This is a genomic window from Nostoc sp., assembly GCF_036917455.1.
Lineage (GTDB): Bacteria > Cyanobacteriota > Cyanobacteriia > Cyanobacteriales > Nostocaceae > Nostoc.
Genome location: NZ_JBALDK010000096.1, coordinates 1 through 22,131, shown reverse-complemented (window position 1 = coordinate 22,131; position 22,131 = coordinate 1). Strand labels below are relative to the sequence as shown.

The 22,131-nt window shown below is 43.3% G+C and carries 17 protein-coding genes; 4 read left to right on the top strand and 13 right to left on the bottom strand.

Going from position 1 to position 22,131, the window contains the following annotated elements:
• Nucleotides 1-177 precede the first annotated feature (177 nt).
• A complete protein-coding gene (locus V7K42_RS11055; RefSeq protein ID WP_334916092.1) occupies nucleotides 178-684 on the top strand; it encodes a GNAT family N-acetyltransferase in 507 nt (168 codons plus the stop codon).
• Between the two features lie 190 nt (nucleotides 685-874).
• On the opposite strand, the gene dacB is transcribed toward V7K42_RS11055, so the two are convergent.
• The 5 genes from dacB to V7K42_RS11030 form a co-directional block, all read right to left on the bottom strand.
• A complete protein-coding gene (gene dacB, locus V7K42_RS11050) occupies nucleotides 875-2,338 on the bottom strand; it encodes a D-alanyl-D-alanine carboxypeptidase/D-alanyl-D-alanine endopeptidase (RefSeq protein WP_334916090.1) in 1,464 nt (487 codons plus the stop codon).
• Nucleotides 2,339-2,415: 77 nt separating this feature from the next.
• On the bottom strand, nucleotides 2,416-2,886 hold the full coding sequence (locus V7K42_RS11045) for a tellurite resistance TerB family protein (RefSeq protein ID WP_334892510.1): 471 nt from the start codon (nucleotides 2,884-2,886) through the stop codon (nucleotides 2,416-2,418).
• Between the two features lie 181 nt (nucleotides 2,887-3,067).
• Entirely contained in the window at nucleotides 3,068-4,981 is a 1,914-nt protein-coding gene (gene ilvB / locus V7K42_RS11040; protein WP_334916088.1) for a biosynthetic-type acetolactate synthase large subunit, read from the bottom strand.
• 133 nt (nucleotides 4,982-5,114) lie between these two features.
• Nucleotides 5,115-6,392 carry an MFS transporter gene (locus V7K42_RS11035; protein WP_334916086.1) on the bottom strand — a complete coding sequence of 426 codons (1,278 nt, stop codon included), beginning with the start codon at nucleotides 6,390-6,392 and terminating at the stop codon, nucleotides 5,115-5,117.
• A 167-nt stretch (nucleotides 6,393-6,559) separates the two neighbouring features.
• On the bottom strand, nucleotides 6,560-7,159 hold the full coding sequence (locus V7K42_RS11030; RefSeq protein WP_334916084.1) for a hypothetical protein: 600 nt from the start codon (nucleotides 7,157-7,159) through the stop codon (nucleotides 6,560-6,562).
• 243 nt (nucleotides 7,160-7,402) lie between these two features.
• Here V7K42_RS11030 and V7K42_RS11025 point away from each other — a divergent pair, with 243 nt between their 5' ends.
• A complete protein-coding gene (locus V7K42_RS11025; protein WP_334916082.1) occupies nucleotides 7,403-8,521 on the top strand; it encodes a ferrochelatase in 1,119 nt (372 codons plus the stop codon).
• A 50-nt stretch (nucleotides 8,522-8,571) separates the two neighbouring features.
• Here V7K42_RS11025 and V7K42_RS11020 read toward each other — a convergent pair whose 3' ends face one another.
• Complete coding sequence (locus tag V7K42_RS11020) at nucleotides 8,572-9,117, bottom strand: NADPH-dependent FMN reductase (protein ID WP_334916080.1); 546 nt, start codon at nucleotides 9,115-9,117, stop codon at nucleotides 8,572-8,574.
• Nucleotides 9,118-9,461: 344 nt separating this feature from the next.
• Here V7K42_RS11020 and ftsH point away from each other — a divergent pair, with 344 nt between their 5' ends.
• Both ftsH and V7K42_RS11010 read left to right on the top strand, forming a co-directional pair.
• Nucleotides 9,462-11,363, top strand: coding sequence for an ATP-dependent zinc metalloprotease FtsH (gene ftsH, locus V7K42_RS11015; RefSeq protein WP_334916078.1), 1,902 nt, complete (start codon nucleotides 9,462-9,464; stop codon nucleotides 11,361-11,363).
• A 429-nt stretch (nucleotides 11,364-11,792) separates the two neighbouring features.
• A complete protein-coding gene (locus V7K42_RS11010; RefSeq protein ID WP_334916076.1) occupies nucleotides 11,793-12,707 on the top strand; it encodes a DUF928 domain-containing protein in 915 nt (304 codons plus the stop codon).
• 108 nt (nucleotides 12,708-12,815) lie between these two features.
• Here V7K42_RS11010 and V7K42_RS11005 read toward each other — a convergent pair whose 3' ends face one another.
• The 7 genes from V7K42_RS11005 to purC all read right to left on the bottom strand — a co-directional run bounded on the left by V7K42_RS11005 (nucleotide 12,816) and on the right by purC (nucleotide 21,813).
• A complete protein-coding gene (locus V7K42_RS11005; protein WP_334916074.1) occupies nucleotides 12,816-14,084 on the bottom strand; it encodes a DNA cytosine methyltransferase in 1,269 nt (422 codons plus the stop codon).
• Between the two features lie 103 nt (nucleotides 14,085-14,187).
• Nucleotides 14,188-15,384: a lipid-A-disaccharide synthase gene (gene lpxB, locus V7K42_RS11000; RefSeq protein WP_334916072.1), complete on the bottom strand. Its 1,197-nt coding sequence runs from the start codon at nucleotides 15,382-15,384 to the stop codon at nucleotides 14,188-14,190.
• Between the two features lie 130 nt (nucleotides 15,385-15,514).
• A complete protein-coding gene (lpxA, locus tag V7K42_RS10995) occupies nucleotides 15,515-16,333 on the bottom strand; it encodes an acyl-ACP--UDP-N-acetylglucosamine O-acyltransferase (RefSeq protein WP_094331409.1) in 819 nt (272 codons plus the stop codon).
• A gap of 303 nt (nucleotides 16,334-16,636) precedes the next feature.
• Entirely contained in the window at nucleotides 16,637-17,161 is a 525-nt protein-coding gene (gene fabZ, locus V7K42_RS10990) for a 3-hydroxyacyl-ACP dehydratase FabZ (RefSeq protein WP_334916070.1), read from the bottom strand.
• A 99-nt stretch (nucleotides 17,162-17,260) separates the two neighbouring features.
• On the bottom strand, nucleotides 17,261-18,109 hold the full coding sequence (gene lpxC, locus V7K42_RS10985; RefSeq protein ID WP_334916068.1) for a UDP-3-O-acyl-N-acetylglucosamine deacetylase: 849 nt from the start codon (nucleotides 18,107-18,109) through the stop codon (nucleotides 17,261-17,263).
• 199 nt (nucleotides 18,110-18,308) lie between these two features.
• Nucleotides 18,309-20,903 (bottom strand): BamA/TamA family outer membrane protein, encoded by a 2,595-nt coding sequence (locus V7K42_RS10980; protein WP_334916066.1) that lies wholly within the window; start codon nucleotides 20,901-20,903, stop codon nucleotides 18,309-18,311.
• 172 nt (nucleotides 20,904-21,075) lie between these two features.
• On the bottom strand, nucleotides 21,076-21,813 hold the full coding sequence (gene purC, locus V7K42_RS10975) for a phosphoribosylaminoimidazolesuccinocarboxamide synthase (RefSeq protein ID WP_334916064.1): 738 nt from the start codon (nucleotides 21,811-21,813) through the stop codon (nucleotides 21,076-21,078).
• Nucleotides 21,814-22,131 lie beyond the last annotated feature (318 nt).

Genomic DNA, 22,131 nt, shown 5'->3' with positions numbered 1-22,131 from the left:
TATTTGGAATGCTTTGATATCTACTGATGAGAGGCTGGAAAAACCGGAGAAACTATGGTTGCTATCCAATCGGTGCGACACATACCACTTCTTCTCAGATACAAGAGTGTATTGCGGCTTCCGTAACGCTGTATTATTTTTGAATATTTTCTCAAGATTTTCTCCGAGACGCTAGCAATGACCATTCGCCATGCGACTGAAACTGACTTGCCTGCAATTGTGGCAATTTATAATGCTGCAATTCCTAGCCGCATAGCAACTGCTGATTTAGAGCCAATATCTGTGGAAAGTCGCCTTCTTTGGTTTAAGGCGCGATCGCCTTTACAACGCCCACTTTGGGTTATCGAAGTAGAGGGAGTAATTGCTGGATGGCTTAGTTTTCAATCCTTTTATGGGCGGCCCGCCTATAATACGACTGCCGAAATTAGTATTTATATAGCCCCTCACTTTCATCGGTGTGGTTTGGGACGACAACTATTAGCACAAGCAATTAGCGAAAGCCCTAGTTTGGGTTTAAATACCCTACTATGCTTTATTTTTGCCCACAATCGGCCCAGCTTAAAACTTTTTGAAACATTTGGTTTTCAACATTGGGGACATTTACCTAAAGTTGCCGAGATTGACAGCGTTGAATGCGATTTAGTCATCATGGGACTCCGAATTATTGACATTTCCACAGATTAAAGCCGTGGGAATGCAAGGTTTCAGTGAAGGGCAAAACTCGCAGTCGAATTTGATGGGCGATCGACATCTTGGTTTAATTCAATTCCCATTTTAGATGCATCCTATAGATTAAAAATATGTGATTTATTTTGCGCAAAAAAGGGAGTAACAGTAATGAGTACTCCCTTCTTATTAAATCTCTAAACACTTCTTAACAACGCCGTAATTGCGTTAATAACACAACAATCTCATCAATAGCTTGGCGCACAACAGTTGCAGGCTGCTCTGATTGATTCACAAGAATACTAAAAACTAACGGCTCATATTTAGGCGCATTCATATATCCAGATAGAGAAACAACACCCGTTAATGTACCCGTTTTTGCTTGCACAATTCCCTCAGCAGATGTGTTTTCAAAACGGTTTTTCAATGTTCCACTTTTACCCGCCATTGGTAAAGATGCTCGATACACATATCCTGCTGGTGTTCTTGCCATTCCTCGCAAAGTTTGTACAAAAGCTTCTGGTGTCACTAAGTCCCGACGTGATAAACCCGAACCATCTACTAAAATATAATTTGTTGGATCAACTCCCAATCGAGTTAAATTTGCTTTGACAACTTCTAAACCGACATCAGCGCTAGTCTTAGTTTTCACTCTGGGTTTTTCCCCAGCTAATGCTCTCAGTAGTGCCTCAGCATAAAGATTATTACTATTCTGAAGAGTTTCCATTAATAATTCAGATAAAGGTGGCGAGTCTACAAATGCTATTTCCTCTTGATGAAAACCACCAGTTACGACTAATGTTTGCCCCAAAGCAATTTTTTCTGTTGCCAAAGCAGCACGGAAGCGCCGTAAGAAGTAATAATTAGGGTCAACTACAGGCAAATCTATTAAAGACGGTTCAGAATTTGTTGTTAGTTGTCCTTGAATTCGTAATGCTGTTCCTGATAATTCACGGGTAACGTTGACGTAGGTTGATTGATTTTGTGCAACTGTTACTGACTGATTAATTGTCCGCCACTGTTTTGCCTCACCAGGATCGATCCACACTACTTGTAAAGATTTACCTACAGCCTGCGGTACAAGTTTTAAACTAAAAATATTTTGATTTAGAATAAAGCTACTGACTGGTGCGCCATAGTCTGACTGCACATCTTCCCATTGCCAGGTGGGGTTAACAATATCACCTTGAATATAACTATCATCAGCTATCAATCGCTGAATTTGAGTAATACCTTTCTGTTTTAGCTGCTGTGCTAATGTTTGCAGTTGAGTATCACTTAAACTGGGATCTCCCCTACCAACAACACGTAAAACACCATTGCCATTTTGATAAATAGAGGTGCGAATCCGAAAATTAGCACCTAATTGTTGCAATGCAGCTGCTGTTGTCAGCAACTTGAGGTTAGATGCGGGAATAAAATATTTCTGAGCATCGCGACTATAAAGAGTTGACCCCGTTGACAGAGGTTGTACCAATATTCCCCAGCGCACCCGACTAAATAAAGGACGATTGATTACAGCATCTATAGCTGTTCCCAATTGGGTAGAGCAAATTGATTTTGTGGTAGTTGTTGGTGCAACTGGGGTTTGTGCTTTAGCTGCTGGCTGGGTAACACCAATTTGAGTACCCAGAAACAGCAGCATCAAGCCAAGAGAAATTTTTCTAGTCATCACATAGTTAGTAAAACTACTTGATGATAATACCTTTGTGTGGCATCTTTTTAACGTCAGTTCAACCAGAGGAAATCTTATTCCTCTTCGTCTTCCTCTTCGTCTTCTTCTTCTCCGAACACTCCGTCTATAAGTTCTTGTGCCCGCTCGTCTGAAATCTTTAAGGCTTCCTGAAGCTCAGAGATATAATCTTGCTCGCTTTCAGGTACTTCTTCGTCAATCCCCACCACTAAGATAGCTGCGATGTATGCAGTTTCCCGATAATCTTTATTGGGCAAGGATTCGATGGACTGGGCGATTAAATCTTCTGGTTCTTCTTCTTCAATCAAGTTGACGACTTTTTCGGTCAATTCTTCAAAATCTTCGTCAGAGTAATCTTCAAATAGGTCAACCCGACTGAGAAATTCACTCAAAGCATATTCTTCTGTTGAAGAAATGCCTTCACCGTCAGCAGCGGCGGAAAACAGTCCAATAATTGCGATCGCAACTTCTGGTTCCAGAGCAACTGAACTAACACTACGTCCTTTGGGCAATTTGCGTTGAGACATAATTATCCTGTAAAAGTTACGTGATATTTCAGGAAGTCATACCTTGTGATTTTTGATGCTTCCTAAAATTTAGGATTCCCAAAAAAATGCAGAAAAATACATTGATATGAATATTTTTTCATGAAAAATACGTAGAGAGATATCCCTCTACGTATAAAAACAGTTTAATTCTCAAAAAGTGTTACAGCTTTGTCCCACACTCAGCACAGAAGTTGTGGGTAGGAGCATTTTTGGCGTTGCAGTTGCTACAATACGCTGGTTCTGCTGCTGCTTTCGGCACTTGCTTTTGTAAGCCAACCATTTGAGCGTTGCTCTTGCCAGGGACTACCATTGGATAGCAGTTTTCGTCTCTGGTGACGTGGATATTTAAGATAACTGGTCCTTTGTGTGCCAGCATTTCGGCGATCGCATTTTTTAATTGACTGCGATCGCTTATTACCATACCCTTAATGCCATAAGCTTTTGCTAATAACTCTACGTCTGGCATCCCTACTTCCATGTTTGAGCATGAGTAACGCTCACCATAGAAGGCTTGCTGCCACTGGCGCACCATTCCTTGCCAGCCGTTATTGATAATTATTGTCTTGACATTTATTCCATACTGTGCAAGCGTTCCCAATTCCTGCAAGCACATTTGGAAACTAGCATCACCGCTAATACAAATGACTTCTTCATCAGGAAAGGCCACTTTCGCGCCCATTGCCGCAGGTAAACCAAAACCCATCGTTCCTAAACCAGCGCTAGAAATCCAGCGCCTTGGCCCATTCTTGAGGAATTGTGCAGCCCACATTTGATGTTGTCCCACATCTGTGGTGTAGAAAGCCTGGGGTGCTTGGCTATTGACTTCTACAATTACTTCTTGGGGTGAAATGGTGTCGGGATGGTGCGGCACTATTAAAGGATATTCATCGCGCCAACGGTTAACTAAATTTAACCATTCTTGGTTTTGATTCGGTGTAGCATTAACGCCTGTTTCTTTGCAGCGACGCAACAAGTCTACTAACACGTGCCGCACATCGCCGACGATAGGCACTTCGGGTATGCGGTTTTTGCCGACTTCTGCCGGATCGATGTCGATGTGAATTACTTTGGCGCGGGAGGCGAATTCGTCTAATTTGCCTGTAACGCGATCGTCAAATCTAGCGCCAACGCAAATCAGCAAGTCACAATCACTAACAGCGAAGTTAGCGTAAGCTGTGCCGTGCATCCCCAACATTCCTAAAGCTAAGGGATGATGTTCGTCAAATGCACCAATCCCCATTAAGGTTGTGGTGACGGGGATGTTGAATAATTCAGCTAGTTCTTTGATTTCTTCATGGGCACCAGCTGCGATTGTGCCACCACCGACATACAATAGCGGACGGCGACTTTCAGTAATTAACTGAATGGCGGCGTTAATTTGTCGGGGATTTCCCTTAACGGTGGGACGATAACCGCGTAATTTTGCTGAACCTGGTTTTACAGGTACATAGTCAAATTCTTCTAAAGCGACATCTTTGGGAACATCTATCAGAACTGGCCCAGGCCGCCCAGTGCTAGCGATGTGGAAGGCTTCAGCGACAATTCGCGCCATATCTTTGGGGTCACGCACTACATAAGAGTGCTTGACAATGGGTAACGTAATTCCGTAAATATCGGTTTCCTGAAACGCATCTGTACCAATGGACGGTCGTGCTACTTGCCCCGTAACCACAATCATCGGGATTGAATCCATGTAGGCGGTGGCGATTCCTGTCACCAAGTTAGTTGCTCCTGGGCCAGAAGTACCAAAGCATACTCCTACCTTTCCAGTAGCACGGGCGTAGCCGTCTGCGGCGTGGGCTGCGCCTTGTTCGTGTCTCACGAGAATGTGCTTCATAGCACCAGTTGCTTCCACCTTATACAGGTCGTCGTAAATTGGGAGAATTGCTCCACCAGGATAACCAAAAATATAATCAACGCCGTGGCGATGAAGGCTGTCAAGCAGAGCAAAACCACCAGATGCACGTTTGGGCAGAACTGGCAAACTAGAAGCACCAGACTGTTTGTGATTCTCAGTTTGTGGGAAACTAATTTGGGAAAGCGATTCTCTTGCGGAGACACTTTGTGAACGCACGGTCAAACCTCAGACTATAGCTAAACTTAATGCTGAATTTCTGTAGTTAAGACTTCATTTTAATTGAAAACTTCAATCAAAATCTGATAAATTTTTATATTGAATATAAATCTAGATTATTAGCCTACATTAATTAAAGTACGTCTTGCAAGACATTGCGGGTATTTCTCCAAGTCCAAACACCGACAACTGCAACCACAAGACTCATTGCGATTAGGACAATTCGCAAGCCAAACTCTTGATTTAACCAGCCTGTAATCGCCAGTGGTGCAGAAAGGGCGATGTTAACGGCATGATTTTGAAAGCCAAAGACCTTACCATGCATAATTGGTGGAGTCTGCTGTTGAATTAGAGTTTGCATTGGTACACCAATTAGGGAACCACTCACACCCAATAAAATACATAATCCGATTGCTAGTACTTGACTATTGGTAAAGGGAACCAAAGCCAAAATCACCGCCATACCCAAAAAGCCCATCAAAGGTAAAGGTTTGTGATGTGTTTTATTGCCCAAATTACCCAAAATGCCCGCACCGATTACTATACCGATTCCGACTGCGGCAATAAAGCGTCCTGATTGTTTGCCTTGTAAACCAAACTTTTCTGCTAAGGGAAGTGCAAGTACCATCAAAGCTGCAAAGACGCAGTATAAAACTGTAGTTTGCAACATGGCATTTAACACCAAACGGTTTTTCTTCAGGTAGCGTAAGCCTTCTTTAAAGTCAGCCCAAAGATCGATGCGATCGCCCAAAGCTTCGCCTGGCGATTTTTTCTCGCGAAAGTGAATCGGTAACATAACTACAGCCGATAACAGGTATAGTAATGCCACTACTAACTCTGGGCCATACTCTTTAGCGATACTAGTTTCAGCCAAACTCAGCAGAGGATCTCCTAACAAAAAACCGACTATTAAAGCACCCATCATTGTGCTAGTAAACAGCGCATTGGCTGCGATTAAACCCTCTCGCCGCACTAGTAAAGGAATTGCAGCTTGTTCGGCTGGGGCAAAAAATTGGGTAATGGTGGAAACCCCAAAGGTAATGAGAAAAAGTATATGGAAATTCCTGGGTAAAAAGGCAAGTCCGATAACTAATAACCCGCGTAAAATATCAGAGCCTACCATAATTAGTTTTTTTGGTAAGCGATCGACAAATACACCTCCGGCTGAACCAAATAAAACGGCTGGTATAGTAAACGCCACCATCAAAATTGGGTACATCGATTCTTTTCCTACTCCCAAAGGAGGAAGGTAGATACTGTTTTTGTCTACTACCAGATCGACCAACATTAAAAAGAAGACTTTATCTGCTAACTGGGACACTAGTTGCCCAATCCACAGAAGCATAAAACTACGGTTTTTTAGCAGTGCGCCAAACCCATGATTAACAGCAGCCGGTTCAGTTGGAAACATTAGATACTTTCTTTGGGTAGATGGGGCATGGGGTATGGGGCATTGGGCTTGGGCATTAGGTATGGGATATTGGGCATAGTTTTTCTTGACTGTCCCCTGTACCCTATTAGCTGTAACCTTTTCCCTTCCCCACTCATAACTCCTAACTCATAATTCTATTGTCCGGACTAATTTGCTTCATAGCGCTTTAACAGCATAAGCAAAAACTCAGCAGCTGTCAGATAACCTTTGGGTGGATAAATTTCAATTAATGAATCTACCCACCAGCCTTCTACAGTTTGGGAAGTAGACGCAGAGAGGCTTTTTGTCAGACATTGCCACATAAACAAATGATCGACTGCTGGTTGAGCATAAAAGTTATTCTGCCCACTACCCAGCAAACTAGAACTCCAATGAGTAAAATAATCATGACTCATGCGATGAATCGGGAAATTACCCTGTACTGGTACTCCCCATCCATCTATAGCAATAAATGCTTTGACAGAACCACCCAAGAGTTGCCACAAATGTGCTGCCCCGATCGCTCCAACTACGCCAGCACTAAAGCTAATAAATATAATTGGTGATTTTAAAGAGTCAGTCAAGCAATCGCGCAAGAACTGCAAAATGTGGAAAGCTGATAAAACCAAAACACCTTTACCCGGATAAACCAGTATATTTGCGGTGTTGTAGGCGATCGCGCCATCAGCAATCATATCTAATAATCCGACTTTAAAACTTTCAGTTAAGTCTGACTCATGAATCCCAGGGCAAATAATTATACTCATTTATTTATATGTGCTAGCAGCTTTCAGAATTATTCATAACTTAAACCTACTGCAACGGTCTATTAACTGTTCATCCCTGTATGCAGTTATACGCACACTGTGTATGTCTTTTGATGTATTATTTTGATTTTCTGACCTATCCTATCCCCCTGGATGGGATAATAAGTTATAGGTAGGGAAAATGTGCAAACTATTCCCTAACTTTATATTTCTCTGCACTCTGGTTATATTGAGGAATTAATTGTGGTTGCCACGCCGGAAAAAGTACAACACACCCACGAGCATCTATCAGGTAAAGACCGTGTAGCCGTACTGCTTATGGGCTACGGCGAAGTCGAAAGCTACGAAGATTTCGCCAACTATAACGAACAGGCTTTAAATCTACTGACAGCAAAATTCGCACCAGTCCCAACCTGGATTTATCCGCCTCTGGCAAAGCTTTTGGCCCTATTTGACCGCCATGAGTGGGGACACACACACCACGATTTTATCTCCCCACACAATGCCATCTTTGAACAGCAGCGGGCTGGGATTGAGAAGAATTTACAAGAAAAATGGGGTGATAAGGTTCAAGTTTTCAAGGCTTTTAACTTTTGTGCCCCTTTCCTACCCAATCAAGTCTTGGCAGAAATAAAAAACCAAGGTTTTGAGAAACTGCTAATCTACCCGTTGCTGGTTGTTGATTCTATTTTTACCAGTGGGATTGCGATCGAGCAAGTTAACAATGCTCTCGTTGAATTGACTGATGGTGAGGAACACTGGGTTAAAGCCCAGCGCTACATTCCTTCTTTCTTCAACGAACCAGCTTACATCGATTTAATGGCTCATTTGGTTGAGGAAAAAATTGCTGAGTTAGCAGGCGCTTATCTACCTTCTCAAATCGGTATTGTCTTAATGAATCACGGCTGTCCCCATAAAGCTAAGGGCTTTACTTCTGGGATTGCCGAAAGTGAAGCAATGTACGATTTAGTTCGGGATAAGTTAATTAACCGCTATCCGTTAATCTCAGTGGGTTGGCTCAATCATGACACCCCCTTAATTGATTGGACACAGCCAAATGCCGAGCAAGCGGCAAATAACCTGATTCAATTGGGTGCAAAAGTGGTAATTTTTATGCCAATTGGCTTTGCCACAGAAAACCACGAAACTCTCTTGGATGTACACCATATTATCCATGCTTTAGAGAAACAGCATCCTGGTACGAACTACGTGCAAATGGCTTGTGTTAATGATCGCCCAGAATTTTTGTCAATGGTGGCCCAATGGGCTGATGCTCATATTGCAGAGTTGTTGTCAGAGGAGACTTTGGCGGTTAATCCCCAACTCGCTGGCGATCGCCATCATCATCACCATCATCATTAAGTTTTGAGTTAATTGTAGGGTAGGACTAGCCCCTCCCACCCTACAATTAACTAATTCACGCCTCGCAGCTTGCGAGTATTATCAACTAAACTCTGAGCAAATTGATCAAATCTTTGACAAAGCTTTTCATCCACTAGCTTGCCTTCAGGACTGAATGCACCCCAAGCCTGCCCGATCGCAATCTGTTCAGGGATAGACCAACAATGCACCCATCTGGTAATTAACCGTAGTTCGTTTAGAGCGTTGCTATTAGACTGACCGCCCAAAACACTAATAAATCCTGCTACTTTATCAGATAGTTGATCGAAGCTCATCAAATCTAGAGCATTTTTCAGGACACCACTAACCCCACCATGATACTCAGGTGTGGCTAAAATTAATCCATCTGACTGGCTGACAGTATCCTGTAACCGTTTAACATCTGGGTACTCTAGATACTCTTTTGCGCCAGTGCAAAACGGTAACTGCAACTGTCTTAAATCAAGAATTTCTACCTCTGCACCAAGGGCTTCTACCCTTTGCACTGCTACTTCTAAAGCAAGCTGCGTATAAGAGTTTGGTCTTAAACTACCACCAATACCAACAATTCTCACCATAATTAACCTATAACCTATTAACTAGCTACTATCACCAGATTTCTTAAAAAGCGGAATCGTTATGACTATGCTGATCTTAACGATTTGTGTCGGAATGTGTCAAATTGATATCAAGGTGACTGGGGACTGGGTACTGGGTAATGAGCAAAGGAAAGAACTATCCATTTATCCTCTAACCTTTTCCGTCTAGTTTCCAAATCCCCAATCCCCAGCCACCAGTCCCCAGTCCCTTATCTGGAAGTTAGACTAGATAAGAGTGTAATTTCCAGTTATTACAATTTTTGGTAGAAGAATAGGCATAAAACCATAGCTCAACTTGTGCCAGCAGACAAAGGGTAATTATTATGACAAATTTGGGAAAAAAAGCATTGGTAAAAAGACAGTCATCAAAGCGCGTTGCTTGGGTTGGTGCGATTGCGGCTAGCTTGATTATGTTACCAGGAATTTTCGGGAGTACCCCCGTCTTGGCACAAAAACCAGAGAGTACCTCTTCTAGTACCTCTCTAAACTATGGTGATTTGATCAAGAAAGTGAAGGCGGGAGAAGTCCAAAAAGTAGAGCTTGACGAAACTGAACAGCTAGCAAGGGTTTATCTTAAAGGGCAAAAGGAGAATACGCCACCACAACAGGTCAGACTTTTAGCGCAAAACACAGAGTTAATTAACATACTCAAAGATAAGAATGTTGATTTTGGCGAGGTTTCCTCTGCTAACAGTCGGGCTGCTGTTGGACTGTTGATTAATCTTATGTGGATTTTGCCACTAGTGGCTTTAATGCTATTATTCCTCCGGCGCTCTACGAATGCTTCTAGCCAAGCGATGAATTTCGGCAAATCCAAAGCTCGTTTCCAAATGGAGGCCAAAACTGGAGTGAAATTTGAAGATGTCGCCGGGGTTGAAGAAGCTAAAGAAGACTTGGAAGAAGTTGTTACTTTCTTGAAACAGCCAGAAAGATTTACGGCTGTAGGCGCACGCATTCCCAAAGGCGTGCTGTTAATTGGCCCCCCTGGTACTGGTAAAACTTTACTAGCAAAAGCGATCGCAGGTGAAGCAGGTGTCCCATTCTTCAGTATTTCCGGTTCGGAATTTGTGGAAATGTTCGTTGGTGTGGGTGCATCTCGCGTCCGTGACCTCTTCAAGAAAGCTAAAGAGAATGCTCCATGTCTAATATTTATCGATGAAATTGACGCAGTAGGTAGACAACGGGGCACTGGTATTGGTGGCGGTAACGACGAGCGCGAACAGACCCTCAACCAACTGCTCACCGAAATGGATGGTTTTGAAGGTAACACAGGCATCATTATTATTGCCGCTACTAACCGCCCAGATGTACTAGATGCAGCGTTGCTCAGACCAGGACGCTTTGACAGACAAGTGATGGTAGATGCGCCGGATCTCAAAGGGCGACTGGAAATTTTGAAAGTCCATGCGCGGAATAAGAAAATTGACCCTAGCGTATCATTAGAAGCGATCGCTCGTCGCACTCCTGGTTTTACCGGCGCAGACTTAGCCAACTTACTCAACGAAGCTGCCATTCTGACTGCTAGGAGACGCAAAGAAGCTGTCACCATTTTAGAAATTGATGCTGCTGTGGATAGAGTCGTTGCAGGTATGGAAGGTACTGCATTGGTAGACAGCAAGAGCAAACGCTTGATTGCTTATCATGAAGTTGGACATGCTTTAGTGGGCACATTGCTCAAAGAACATGACCCTGTGCAAAAAGTTACACTCATTCCACGGGGACAAGCACTAGGATTAACTTGGTTTACTCCTAACGAAGAACAGGGGTTAATTTCCCGCTCCCAACTTAAAGCCAGAATTACTGCTACTCTCGGTGGTCGCGCCGCCGAGGAAATCGTTTTTGGTAAGCCAGAAGTAACCACAGGTGCAAGTAATGACTTGCAACAGGTGACAGGGATGGCACGGCAGATGGTGACACGCTTCGGGATGTCAGAATTAGGCCCATTGTCCCTAGAAAATCAGAGTGGAGAGGTATTTTTAGGACGCGACTGGATGAATAAATCAGACTATTCTGAAGAAATTGCCGCCAAAATTGATTCACAGGTGCGCGAAATTGTCAACAGTTCTTACATCAGGTCAAAAGAACTGTTGGAAGAAAACCGCATAGTTTTGGAGCGTTTAGTAGATTTGTTAATAGAAGAGGAAACAATTGAAGGCGATTCATTCCGCCAAATTGTTGCTGATAATGCCCAAGTAGCGGATACAAAATTAGCTGTACCTCATTAGACATTTGATGAAAAATAATGTAGAGACGTAGCAATGCTGCATCTCTACAAGGGCTAATAATTCCTCTTTAACCCGCATTTCTCACAAGCTTCAGGGGGCGGAGGGGCAGAGGGGCAGAGGGGCGGAGGGGCAGAGGGGAAAGAACTTGGTGTTTGAACTCTCCTCTGCTCCCCTGCTCCCCTGCTCCCCTACTCCCCTACTCCCCTACTCTCCTACTCCCCTGCACAAGGTTTTGAGAAATGTGGTGAGAAATTCGGGTTTAAACCCCAGAGGCACAGAGGAAAGCAAAGATTTTAGAAATTATCGTGTAAAAAGTCAGAGGCTACCTCAGCATTTCTACAAACTGGTACATAAAGTCTTGCCACTGTCAAGCTTAGGGTATTGTATTATATATACCCAAGCAATGTACTACAAGTGGAAATGGACATCATGAAACATAGATTTTGGGCAAGCTATCTGCTTGCGGCTTTAGCATTTCTCCCCTTTGAGCCTGTGATTACTAATCAGGTTTTGGCAACAGAGTCGGTTTATGAACTCGCACAAGCCAAATCTGCTTATACCCAATATATGCAACTTGGTTATAACGAAACTAGACGGAGAAACTATCGAAAAGCTTTATTGAATTTTCAGCAAGCAGAGCGGCTACGTCCTGGAGATAGGTATGCTACTGCTGCAATTAGAAATGTTACAAGTTACATTCAACGTGGTAAAAATCGTATTGCCTTTGTTCCAGGTAGACCTGGTAGGGTAAGGTCAGCAGGAACACGAGGAAGTTGCTTTCAAACTGGACAAAATATCATTCCCCTGACACCAACAGATAAGGAAGCTCAACGAACCACAGCAGAGCGTCCCACATTATTTTTCTATATTCCTCAAACTTCTACAACAGTGCAAGCATTAGAATTTGTTGTGCGGGATGATGATAGCTCCGACCCATTGTATAAGGGAACTTTCAAACCTGTTGGGCAGAATGGTATTGTTAGTGTAAATATACCTGCGAATCAGCCATCTTTACAAATCGGTAAAGAGTATAGTTGGACTTTTTCAATGATTTGTGATATTGGCAACCGCGATAAAGACTCTTATGTAGAAGGTACAATAGTGCGATCGCAAGATGAAAACCTATCTGTTGAGTTAAACCAACCAAATACAGACTTGGATCGTGCAGTTCTATTTGCAACAGCTGGATTTTGGGAAGATGCTTTAAGAACTTTAGCTAATTTACGCCGCCAACGTCCTAACGATCCCGAAGTTCAGAAATATTGGGAAGATTTGTTGAATTCAGTAGAAATTAAAGAAGTTGTAAACAAGCCTTTATTGCCCTGTTGTACTATTCAGAAATAAATTAAAAATTACTTAATAACCAGGTTTTGATAGAGAAGGCAGGGTTTTTTAAGCTTCATAGGATTTACGTAAAATTCCATGCACTCAGGGGCAATTTATAAATTGCCTCTACTCGATCGACTTGTTATACTGCTGATAATATTGTGCCGCTTGCGATATATTAAACTGTAGTAGCTTTTCCTCTCCCAACTTGTATCGCAAACTCGGCTTAAAAGGCGAAACATTCAAACTGCGAATAATTTCTGTCGCCACAGCCTTTGCTAGTAGCGGTGGTACAGAGTTACCAACTTGACGAAATCCGTGCCATTTGGTTACATGAAATCGAAACCAATCGGGGTAAGAATGTAATCTCGCCGCTTCTCTAACTGTGATACAACGAGGCGTAGATGGATGAATTGGTCTAGGAGATGTGAAAGAACCTCTATACTTATCTGTCCCGGCTCTTAAAGTATTGCAGACACCAGCAGGATGCAGCTTATAAAAACGACTAATTTTTTCTCTCTCACCTTGTTGAGTCTCCTGAAAACGTTTAATAGTTTCCACAGAATGTTTTGTTCTTAAACTGGAAGAAAGTATTCGCAGATCGGATTCACGTTTATAAGAATAATCATCGTTTAAGCATTTAAGACCACGAAGTACACGAGCATAGTTACTAGGCTTTTCGTATTCTCCTATAACCCAGTCTCTTGTTTTTAATTCAGGATAATTTTCTATTTCAGGTAAATCTTTAATTGCATCCCATACTGTAGGACTAAATGGGATAGTAAATATTTTTTTAGAATTTAAATTATTGGGTAATGCTTGTTTAGTAATCGGTTGAGGATATTTCGGTAACTCTACATCTTCTCTTGCACCTATGAGGAATAATCTCTCACGTGACTGTGGTACTCCATAATTTGCAGCGTTGAGAATTTGGTAGTTTTGTTGTACTTTATATCCGTAAATTTCAAACTCATTAATTAAAGATTGGAGGATTTGTTTATGTTCGCCAACTGTGATTCCCCGGACATTTTCCATCACAAAAAATTTTGGTTTTAGCTCCAAAACTAGCCGATGAAAGTGAAAGACCAAAGAGTTTCGTGGATCGTCAATAACCCGTTTACCAATTAGAGAAAATCCTTGACATGGTGAGCCACAAATGACCACATCAATTTCACGATCGCCAATTTTAGACAGACTCCTAATTTCTTCTCCGGTTGTATCCACAACGCTTTTACATAATACTGAGCAATATGGGAAGTTAAATTCATGAGTTGCACAGTGGATGGGGTCAATTTCCACAGACGCTAACACGTCAAAACCAGCTTGTTCAAAGCCAAGAGTCATACCGCCTGCGCCAGCGAACAAATCAACTGCGATCGCTCTTTGTTTTCTCATCTCATAAGCCATGACACCTCTAAGGGGATTGGGGATTGGGGATCGAGGATTGGGAATTAAGTATTGGGTATCGCGTATTAAATATACAAAATTTTCCCAGTCCCTAGTCCCTAGTCCCCAGTCCCCAGCCCCCAGCCCCCAGCCCCGGTAGCATTTGCAAAATTTCTTGAGCAGCGCGATCGCACACGCCAACTTCTCCCAAACTTCGCCGCATTTCTTCATAATCAGCTAAAGTTTGCTGTCTGCGACTGGGATTGAGTAGCAGTTCCATTGCGGCTTGGATAATATTCTCTGCTGTAGCTTGTTCTTGTAAAAATTCTGGCACAATTGGCTTCATCACTACTAAATTAGGTGGCGATGCAAAGGCTATAGAACCTTTGAGTATTTTACGAGCTATCCAAGCAGTCAGAGGACTTAGGCGATAAACTACAACTTGCGGCACATTTAACAGGGCTAGTTCTAGGTTGACGGTACCAGATTTACTAATGGCTAAATCAGCCGCAGCAAAAACTTCCTTTTGTTGACCTAATACAACTGTCGCCCGCAAACCGTAACGCTCAATAGCCTCTTCAATTGGCTGTCTATAGACTTCCAAAGATAAGGGAATCCAGAAATGAACTTCCGGTAATTTAGCTTGAAGAGTTTGGGCAGCTTCAAAAATAATTGGTAAAAGATATTTTAGTTCTTGGTGGCGAGAAGCGGGGAGAAGTGCGATCGCAATTTCTTCTGGCGCAATCCCTAGTGTTGCACGCGCTGCTTGGCGACTGGGAGCGTCTTGCATTCTGTCAATCAAAGGATGCCCTACCCAAGTAACTTTTGCCCCTTTCTCATGAAAGTAACGGGCTTCTTGTGGGAAAATTGCCAACAGCTTATCTGTAAAGCCAACAATTCGGTTAGTTCTACGCAAACTTAATGACCAAGCCCACTCTTGAGGAGCAATGTAATACACCACAGGCACATCTGGCAGATGCCGTTTCATATAAGTCCCAATTTCCAGATTGGGAGTCATATAATCGATCAACACCACCAAGTCAGGTGGATTTTGCTTTAGGGAAGCGATCGCCCGTCGTTGCACCTGGAGAGTAGGTAAAATATAAGGCAGCCCTTCTTGAATACCCACTGAGCCAATACTACTGGTATTGCCCAGCAGAATTGCCCCAGCCTCCACCATTTTTTCTCCACCCAGCGCCACAATCTCTAATTCCAACCCAATCGCCACAGCTTGACGCTTCAGCGCTGTAATTAGCAGCGACCCTTGTAAATCGCCAGATACTTCCCCAGTGCTGATAAAAATCCGCATTTGATAATTGGTAATTAGTAAAAACTTAGAAATGAGGAGTAAGGAATGAATAGTTAGGAGTGAGGAGTTAAAAATTTAATTCATAACTCCTAACTCATAATTCATAATTCATAACTCCTAACTCCTTAATTCACGATTCATCACTCACGCCTTTTTTCCCCTTACCAGGAATCAAGCCACGCCTCCCTGGCATCTGAGAAAGTAGCAAGAAACGGCGCAGATGCTGCAATTGTTCGCTATCCCCTAACAGTTCCAGTTGTTCCAAGGCATCCTTAAAGGACAAATCAGAACGGTAGAGAATGCGGAAGGCTTTTTTCAGCACAAGCAAATCTGCTGAATCCATACCAGACCGTTTAAGTCCAACAAGGTTGAGGGTTCGCACTCGCGCCGGATTTCCCTCCACTAGCATATATGGGGCCACATCCCGGTCAATACGTGCCATACCTCCCACCATTGCCTGTCTACCAATATGCACAAATTGGTGAACACCTAAAACCCCACTTAGCCTAGCGCGTGACTCTATATGGACATGACCTGCCAATGCTACAGAATTAGCAATCACTACCTGGTCTTCAATTACGCAATTATGAGCTACATGGACATAAGCCATCAGCAAGTTGCCATCGCCAATTACCGTTGCTTCACCAGCACCGGTAGCGCGGTTAATGGTAACGTACTCACGAATTAAGTTGTTATCACCAATTTTGACCCAAGTTGGTTCTCCCACAAACTTGAGATCCTGGGGTTCCATACCGATGGCTGCACCTGTAAAAATCTGATTTTGCGCCCCAATTTCACAAGGACCCTCTAACACAGCATGAGCGCCGATTATTGTTTCAGGGCCCACTTTTACATGCGCTCCAATCACAGCATAGGCACCGACTTGCACTGTATGGTGGAGTTCCGATTTCGGATGAATTACAGCAGTTGGATGAATTAGCGTTTTCAAGGGTGAATCTCCAGAACTGTCTTAATAAGTCAGCGCCAGGTAAGGGTTCTGAGGCAGCATATTACTCTAGTTGAGAGAGTTACACTGCCTTCCCATCAAGGCGACTGGTAGAGCGTGAAGTATTTCAGTGAACGAAAGTGTCGGACAAAGCAAGTTAAGTGTGTTCGAGTAGCATCTCGTAGAGAGGGTGTAGAAAATCAAGAAATTAATCAGATGCTGTTGTGGATTTTTTTTAACTGTTATCCCTTTTTAGGATTCAGTAAGAGCATTTCACGGCTATGCCCACACCACGAAAGCAAACTTTTAGCTGACTAAAGAAAACATTAATTCCCCTTCACAAGCAAGTTGACCGTCAACTTCAGCACGACCTTGCATCTTACCGAAACGACGTTGTTTTACCCATAACAGTTCCACCGTCATTACTAGTTGATCCCCCGGTACAACTTGGCGGCGAAAGCGAACTTTATCGATACCAGCAAAGACAAATAGCCCGCCTTCTACCGAAGACATTTGAGTGAGAACAATGCCTCCAACTTGTGCCATTGCTTCGACAATTAGTACCCCTGGCATCAGTGGACGACCGGGGAAATGTCCTTGAAACTGGGGTTCATTAATAGTGACATTTTTAACGCCAACTGCTTTTTTACCTGGAACGTAGTCAATTATTTTGTCTACAAGTAAAAATGGGTAGCGGTGGGGTAGCAATTTCTGAATTTCTTCAGAGGTGAAAGTTGTTTTAATGTCAGAAACTATCTTAGTCTCATTTATAGTTTGTAGTTCAGTAGATGTAGTCGGATCGATTGTATTCACTTCAGTCAGTATTGACATTGGCCCTGTGGTTAATTTTTCCTCTGAAAGTTGAGCAGGTAGGCGTATATCGAAAGCCCTAATAATCCTAGATTTTAAGCTTTAGAGTAAATCCAAAATCTAAAATCCAAAATCTAAAATTTTCTGAGCCAGTTGAAGGTGTAAATTGTGACTGGCTTTATACGCTAAGAAATGAGCAATAGGAAAAGTTCCTAGTAAGCTTAAATCCCCTACTAAATCCAAGATTTTATGACGGACTGGCTCATTTGCAAATCTCAGTGGTGGATTTAGCCAGCCATCTGGCCCGCAAACGAGTGCATTATCCAAACTACCACCTTTAATTAACCCTGTTTTTTGTAAGTGTTCAATTTGATGCAGTAACCCAAAAGTACGGGCAGGAGCAATTTCCGCAGCAAAGCTAGCAGAAGCTTTTTCTGGTTCACTGGTTAGTGACCAACTATACCATTGATTACCAATGGCAGGTAGGTCAAAATCAATACCGTAACTAAAGCGAGTTTCTGGTGCTGGGAGGGCACATACAAAGGCATCTCCTTGATAGACCCATAAGGGTTCTGTAATAGCCTTGGGAACTTGGTTTTTACCAGGTTGTGATACTAAGCCTACTTGGGCAATATTGGCTGTCCACACACTTGCTGAACCATCTAGAAGCGGGATTTCTGACCCGTCAATTTCAATTCGGGCGTTATCCACACCCATACCCGAAAGGGCTGCCAACAAATGTTCTACCGTGCGAACATATATTTCACCCTTGCCTAACTGAGTTGAAAGAACAGTGGGATTAACTGCCGCAACTTGGGCTGGAATAATCGGCAAATCCGGTAAATCCACCCGCACAAAGTAGCGTCCACTTCCTGCCTCAGCTGGTAGTATCCGCACCTGGGTCTTCATACCGCTATGCAATCCCACCCCTATTTTGGTGATTTCACCTGCTAGAGTGTGCTGTTGCATAGCCGAAAAGTCGATATCAATATATTTCGTTTAGTATTGTTCATCGTCTGTTTTGGTAAAATCCCTGATATTCCCCGAAAAATGTCATTAATGCCTTTATCGGAACAGTATTGAGGTAAATGTAAAAATTAGCAAGCTAATCCAAAAAAGATAATTGTCATTTGTCCTTTGTGATTCACGAATGACCAACAATGACAAGTTAAAACCTTTCCCCAATACCGAAATTAATCCGACTATCCCCATCATCGTTGATACCGTAGTCAATACGAATTGGCCCTAGTGGAGACTGAACGCGAACGCCAAGACCATAGCCGAAGCCACTACCATTTTTGTTTAACACCTCAGCCGCCCTAGTACTAGTTCCCAGGTCACTGCCAAGATCAAAAAATAGTGCGCCACTGACTACTGAAAAAACTGGAAACCTGTACTCAACTGATGCTTGCACGTAAGAGCGTCCACTACCCAATGCTCCTTCTTCATAACCCCGGACGGAATTGCTACCCCCAAGAGTAAAAGCTTCGTAGGGAGGCAAGTCGCCAAGGATGGTTCCTGCTTGCAGGTTAAAGGCTAAGGTTTGCGCTCCTTTGCTGAGGCTAATCAGCTTGATGGGTAAATATTGGCTGTAGCTACCCCGGAATCTGGTGAGGAAAATGTTGCCTAGTCCTATGGGAACCGACTGGTCAACCCCAAAGCGGAGATAAGAACCACTAGTGGGTTGCAGGGGGTTATTACGGAGATCGCGCTGTGCCCCTATTTGCAGCAGTAGTAAATCGTCTTGACCTCCGGGAGACAAGGTAAGTGGAACTTCGAGTGGTTGACCATTGGGAGTGGGATTTCCATTCTGGTCAAGAGGAACTCCATCATTATTGAATACTGCTCCTGTTGTTTTGAGATTGCCGTCAGCATCACGGGCAGAAACTCTTTGATACTGTAAACCCGCTGAGGCAGTCCAGACGGAAGTTTTGTAAGGATTGCTAGATAGGGGACGGGTAAAGGTAACACCACCACCTACACGGAGAATGCGGGGACGATCCTGAGAATTCGTATTAGTAGGATTATTTGGGTCAAATGTTCTAATATCTTCATCTTTACCATCAAAAATCAACGAAATGGAACTGCGGCGAAAAATATTGGTTGTGTAGGAAGTCCGGTAAGGATCTCCTGCAATCCAGGGGTCTGTAAACCGCAGATCAAACAGCAGTTCCCGTTCTCCCACTTGTACTTCTGCCCCCAGTTTTTGGTTTCTGCCGTTTAGGTTTTGCTGTTGATAGCTAACTGTTCCAAAAAGTCCGCTAGCAGAACTAATCCCTGCTCCAGCCGCAATAGAACCGCTACTACGTTCAGCTACATTCACTACTACATCGACCTTGCTGGGGTCACTACCAGGGTCGAGGGAGACATTCACATCTTCAAACAGTCCTAGTCCATACACGCGCTGTAAGTCTTTTTGCACCGTGTTGCGGTTGAATATTTGTCCTGGCTTCAACTCCAGTTCTCGCGTAATGATGTAATCTTGTGTCCGTCCCCGAATTGGCTGTCCCTTCTCGTCTGTCTCCTGACCATCTTTATTGCGGAACCGGACTCTAATGTTTTCTACTACACCTTCTGCTACTTGCAAGGTAACAACTCCGTTTTCAGAGACTTGTGGCGCTCCAATCACGTTGGCTAGCACGTAGCCTTGGTCTTGATATCGCTTGTTTAGCTGCTTAATGCCTTCTTGTAGGTCACGCAAGTTAAGGATTTTGCCATATTGCTCTCGAAATACTTCATCGACAGTATTAGCTGGTAATACGGAGGCAACACCAGTGCCAGGATTAGCTTGCACTTCTACCTTGCTCAGGATGGGGTTAGGCTGGACAACAAAGCTCACTCGCACTCCCAAGGGGGTATCTTCTGGGGATGCTTGGACGTTGGAGAAGAAGCCAGTTCCAAAAATAGCATTAATATCTTCTTGCAGTTGGCTGCGAGTTGTCGTTCGTCCTGCTTGGGTACGAATTACTCTGTAAACTTGTTCTTCCAGTTCTGGTGATAGTTGCCCAGCCTGCGATTTAATTACTACTTCTGACACCAGTACGCGGGGGTCATTGGCTTCCGGGGCTGTGTTGGGTTGAGTATTTCCCGGAGTTGTCTGTGGATTAACATTCTGCGGACTGGGAGTTGTCTGTGGATTAACATTCTGCGGACTGGGAGTTGTCTGTGGATTAACATTCTGCGGAATGGTAGTCCCGCCTGGACGTGTGGTAGGTGTTCTTTGTTGGCTATCTGAAGGTGAAATGTTTGGGGCGGCAGATGGTTCTGGAGTTGTGGGTAATAAAGGCTCCGTTGTCGGTGGGTTAACATTCTCCGGGAATGGAGTGGTTTCAGGAGTTTGGGAAGGCGTTGGTTGTTGAATTTCTGGCGGTGGGATATCTGGGGCGGGAGAGGGCTGTTGAGTAGGGCTGGGATTGATTTGAGGGGTTTGTTGTGCAGTTTTTGGCGTTGTGGAGGTTGGCACTATTACCCCTGGTTTCGCGTAGGCGTAGCCCGCCGCAGGCATCGCTGCTGGATTAGCAGGGTAAACTGCGACAATGCGGGATTTTTGTTGTTCTATAACTACTTTGGGATTAGTTAGAGGCTCAAGACTCTTACTAGAGTATTGTTGACTAGTGTTTTTTTCTGGCTGCTGATTTGTTCCTAGTGTCAAAACTTCTGTTGTCTGTTTTGAACTGTTGGCGGTTTCTGCTTTTGCACTCAATGAGCCGCCCAAAGGCACTGTAATTGCTACTGCTGCCAGCAATACGGGAGATAAACGCATTTTACTTATGATTCCTCTTCACGACCACACACCATCACAAGGCAATAATGCCCTTATGCCAAAGGTAAAATTAAAAATATAATTTTTTTCTTTTGCTTTTTTACTTTACAAGGCAAAAGGCAAAAGGCAAAAGTAAAATATAATTCCTTCTGATCTTTTGGCTTTTACCTGTTTAAGTTGTAGCTTCTACTGCTTTTAGCACTCTTTGTAAAACCTCCTGGTAGGCATCTTCTACATTTCCTAAGTCTCGGCGAAAACGGTCTTTGTCCATTACCCGGCGGTTTGAGTCCTCTTCTGCGGTATCCCACAAACGGCAGGTGTCGGGGCTAATTTCGTCTGCCAAGAGCAACTGCTGTTGTGAGTCCAAACCAAACTCTAGTTTGAAGTCTACTAGGGTAATACCGCATCGTTGCCAAAATTTATTGAGAAATTCATTGATTTCCAATGCTAGATGTGTAATTGCGTCTACTTGTTCCGCAGTAGCTAGTTTTAGAAGGTGAAGGCGATCGCTTGTCAACAAAGGATCTCCTAACTGATCGTTTTTGTAATAGAATTCAACCAAAGGCTGTTTCAGAATTGTACCCACTGGCAAACCTGTTTGTTGAGACAAACTGCCAGCTGCAATATTTCTGATAACTACCTCTAAGGGTAAAATCTTTACCGCCCTCACCCGCATCTGATTCGGGCTAGGGCTGTCGATAAAGTGAGTCTTTATACCATAAGCTTCTAACTGTTTAAAAAGCTGGCTAGAAATGCTACAGTTAATCTCACCTTTTCCTTGGATACTGCCACGTTTTTGGGCGTTAAACGCTGTGGCATCGTCCTTAAAATCAGCCAACAAGACTTCAGGATCGTCGGTTGTATAGAGAATTTTTGCTTTGCCTTCGTATAACTTGGAATTAACAGACATGGTGACAGGTAAAGTTCTAGGCGATGGACGATTTTTGTCGTTTCGGGCTTCACCATTTTATCTTTAGTTAGTGAACTATTAGCTATTGGTGATTTTTTGAGAGGATACAAGGACGATAGAAAAGTCGGCATAGAGCGAGAACAGGGGGGAAAGAGGTAATTGAAATTCTCCTTTCTGTGCCCTGCCCATTCGCCTCTTGTGCCCAATACCCAGTTTCCTAATTAGTTAATTGCTAAATATTCACAACTAAATATCTAACTTTTAACAGAGGACAATTAACTTTGCTATCCAGTATGTTTATTTAAGTAGTTTAAAATT

Bases quoted from the DNA above. Each gene is read 5' to 3' on its own strand.
- V7K42_RS10980 (WP_334916066.1), bottom strand. From the start codon at position 20,903: ATGCGTTTATCTCCCGTATTGCTGGCAGCAGTAGCAATTACAGTGCCT.
- V7K42_RS11045 (WP_334892510.1), bottom strand. From the start codon at position 2,886: ATGTCTCAACGCAAATTGCCCAAAGGACGTAGTGTTAGTTCAGTTGCT.
- lpxC (WP_334916068.1), bottom strand. From the start codon at position 18,109: ATGCAACAGCACACTCTAGCAGGTGAAATCACCAAAATAGGGGTGGGA.
- ftsH (WP_334916078.1), top strand. From the start codon at position 9,462: ATGACAAATTTGGGAAAAAAAGCATTGGTAAAAAGACAGTCATCAAAG.
- lpxB (WP_334916072.1), bottom strand. From the start codon at position 15,384: ATGCGGATTTTTATCAGCACTGGGGAAGTATCTGGCGATTTACAAGGG.
- V7K42_RS11020 (WP_334916080.1), bottom strand. From the start codon at position 9,117: ATGGTGAGAATTGTTGGTATTGGTGGTAGTTTAAGACCAAACTCTTAT.
- fabZ (WP_334916070.1), bottom strand. From the start codon at position 17,161: ATGTCAATACTGACTGAAGTGAATACAATCGATCCGACTACATCTACT.
- V7K42_RS11010 (WP_334916076.1), top strand. From the start codon at position 11,793: ATGAAACATAGATTTTGGGCAAGCTATCTGCTTGCGGCTTTAGCATTT.
- V7K42_RS11035 (WP_334916086.1), bottom strand. From the start codon at position 6,392: ATGTTTCCAACTGAACCGGCTGCTGTTAATCATGGGTTTGGCGCACTG.
- purC (WP_334916064.1), bottom strand. From the start codon at position 21,813: ATGTCTGTTAATTCCAAGTTATACGAAGGCAAAGCAAAAATTCTCTAT.
- dacB (WP_334916090.1), bottom strand. From the start codon at position 2,338: ATGACTAGAAAAATTTCTCTTGGCTTGATGCTGCTGTTTCTGGGTACT.
- V7K42_RS11005 (WP_334916074.1), bottom strand. From the start codon at position 14,084: ATGAGAAAACAAAGAGCGATCGCAGTTGATTTGTTCGCTGGCGCAGGC.
- V7K42_RS11030 (WP_334916084.1), bottom strand. From the start codon at position 7,159: ATGAGTATAATTATTTGCCCTGGGATTCATGAGTCAGACTTAACTGAA.
- V7K42_RS11055 (WP_334916092.1), top strand. From the start codon at position 178: ATGACCATTCGCCATGCGACTGAAACTGACTTGCCTGCAATTGTGGCA.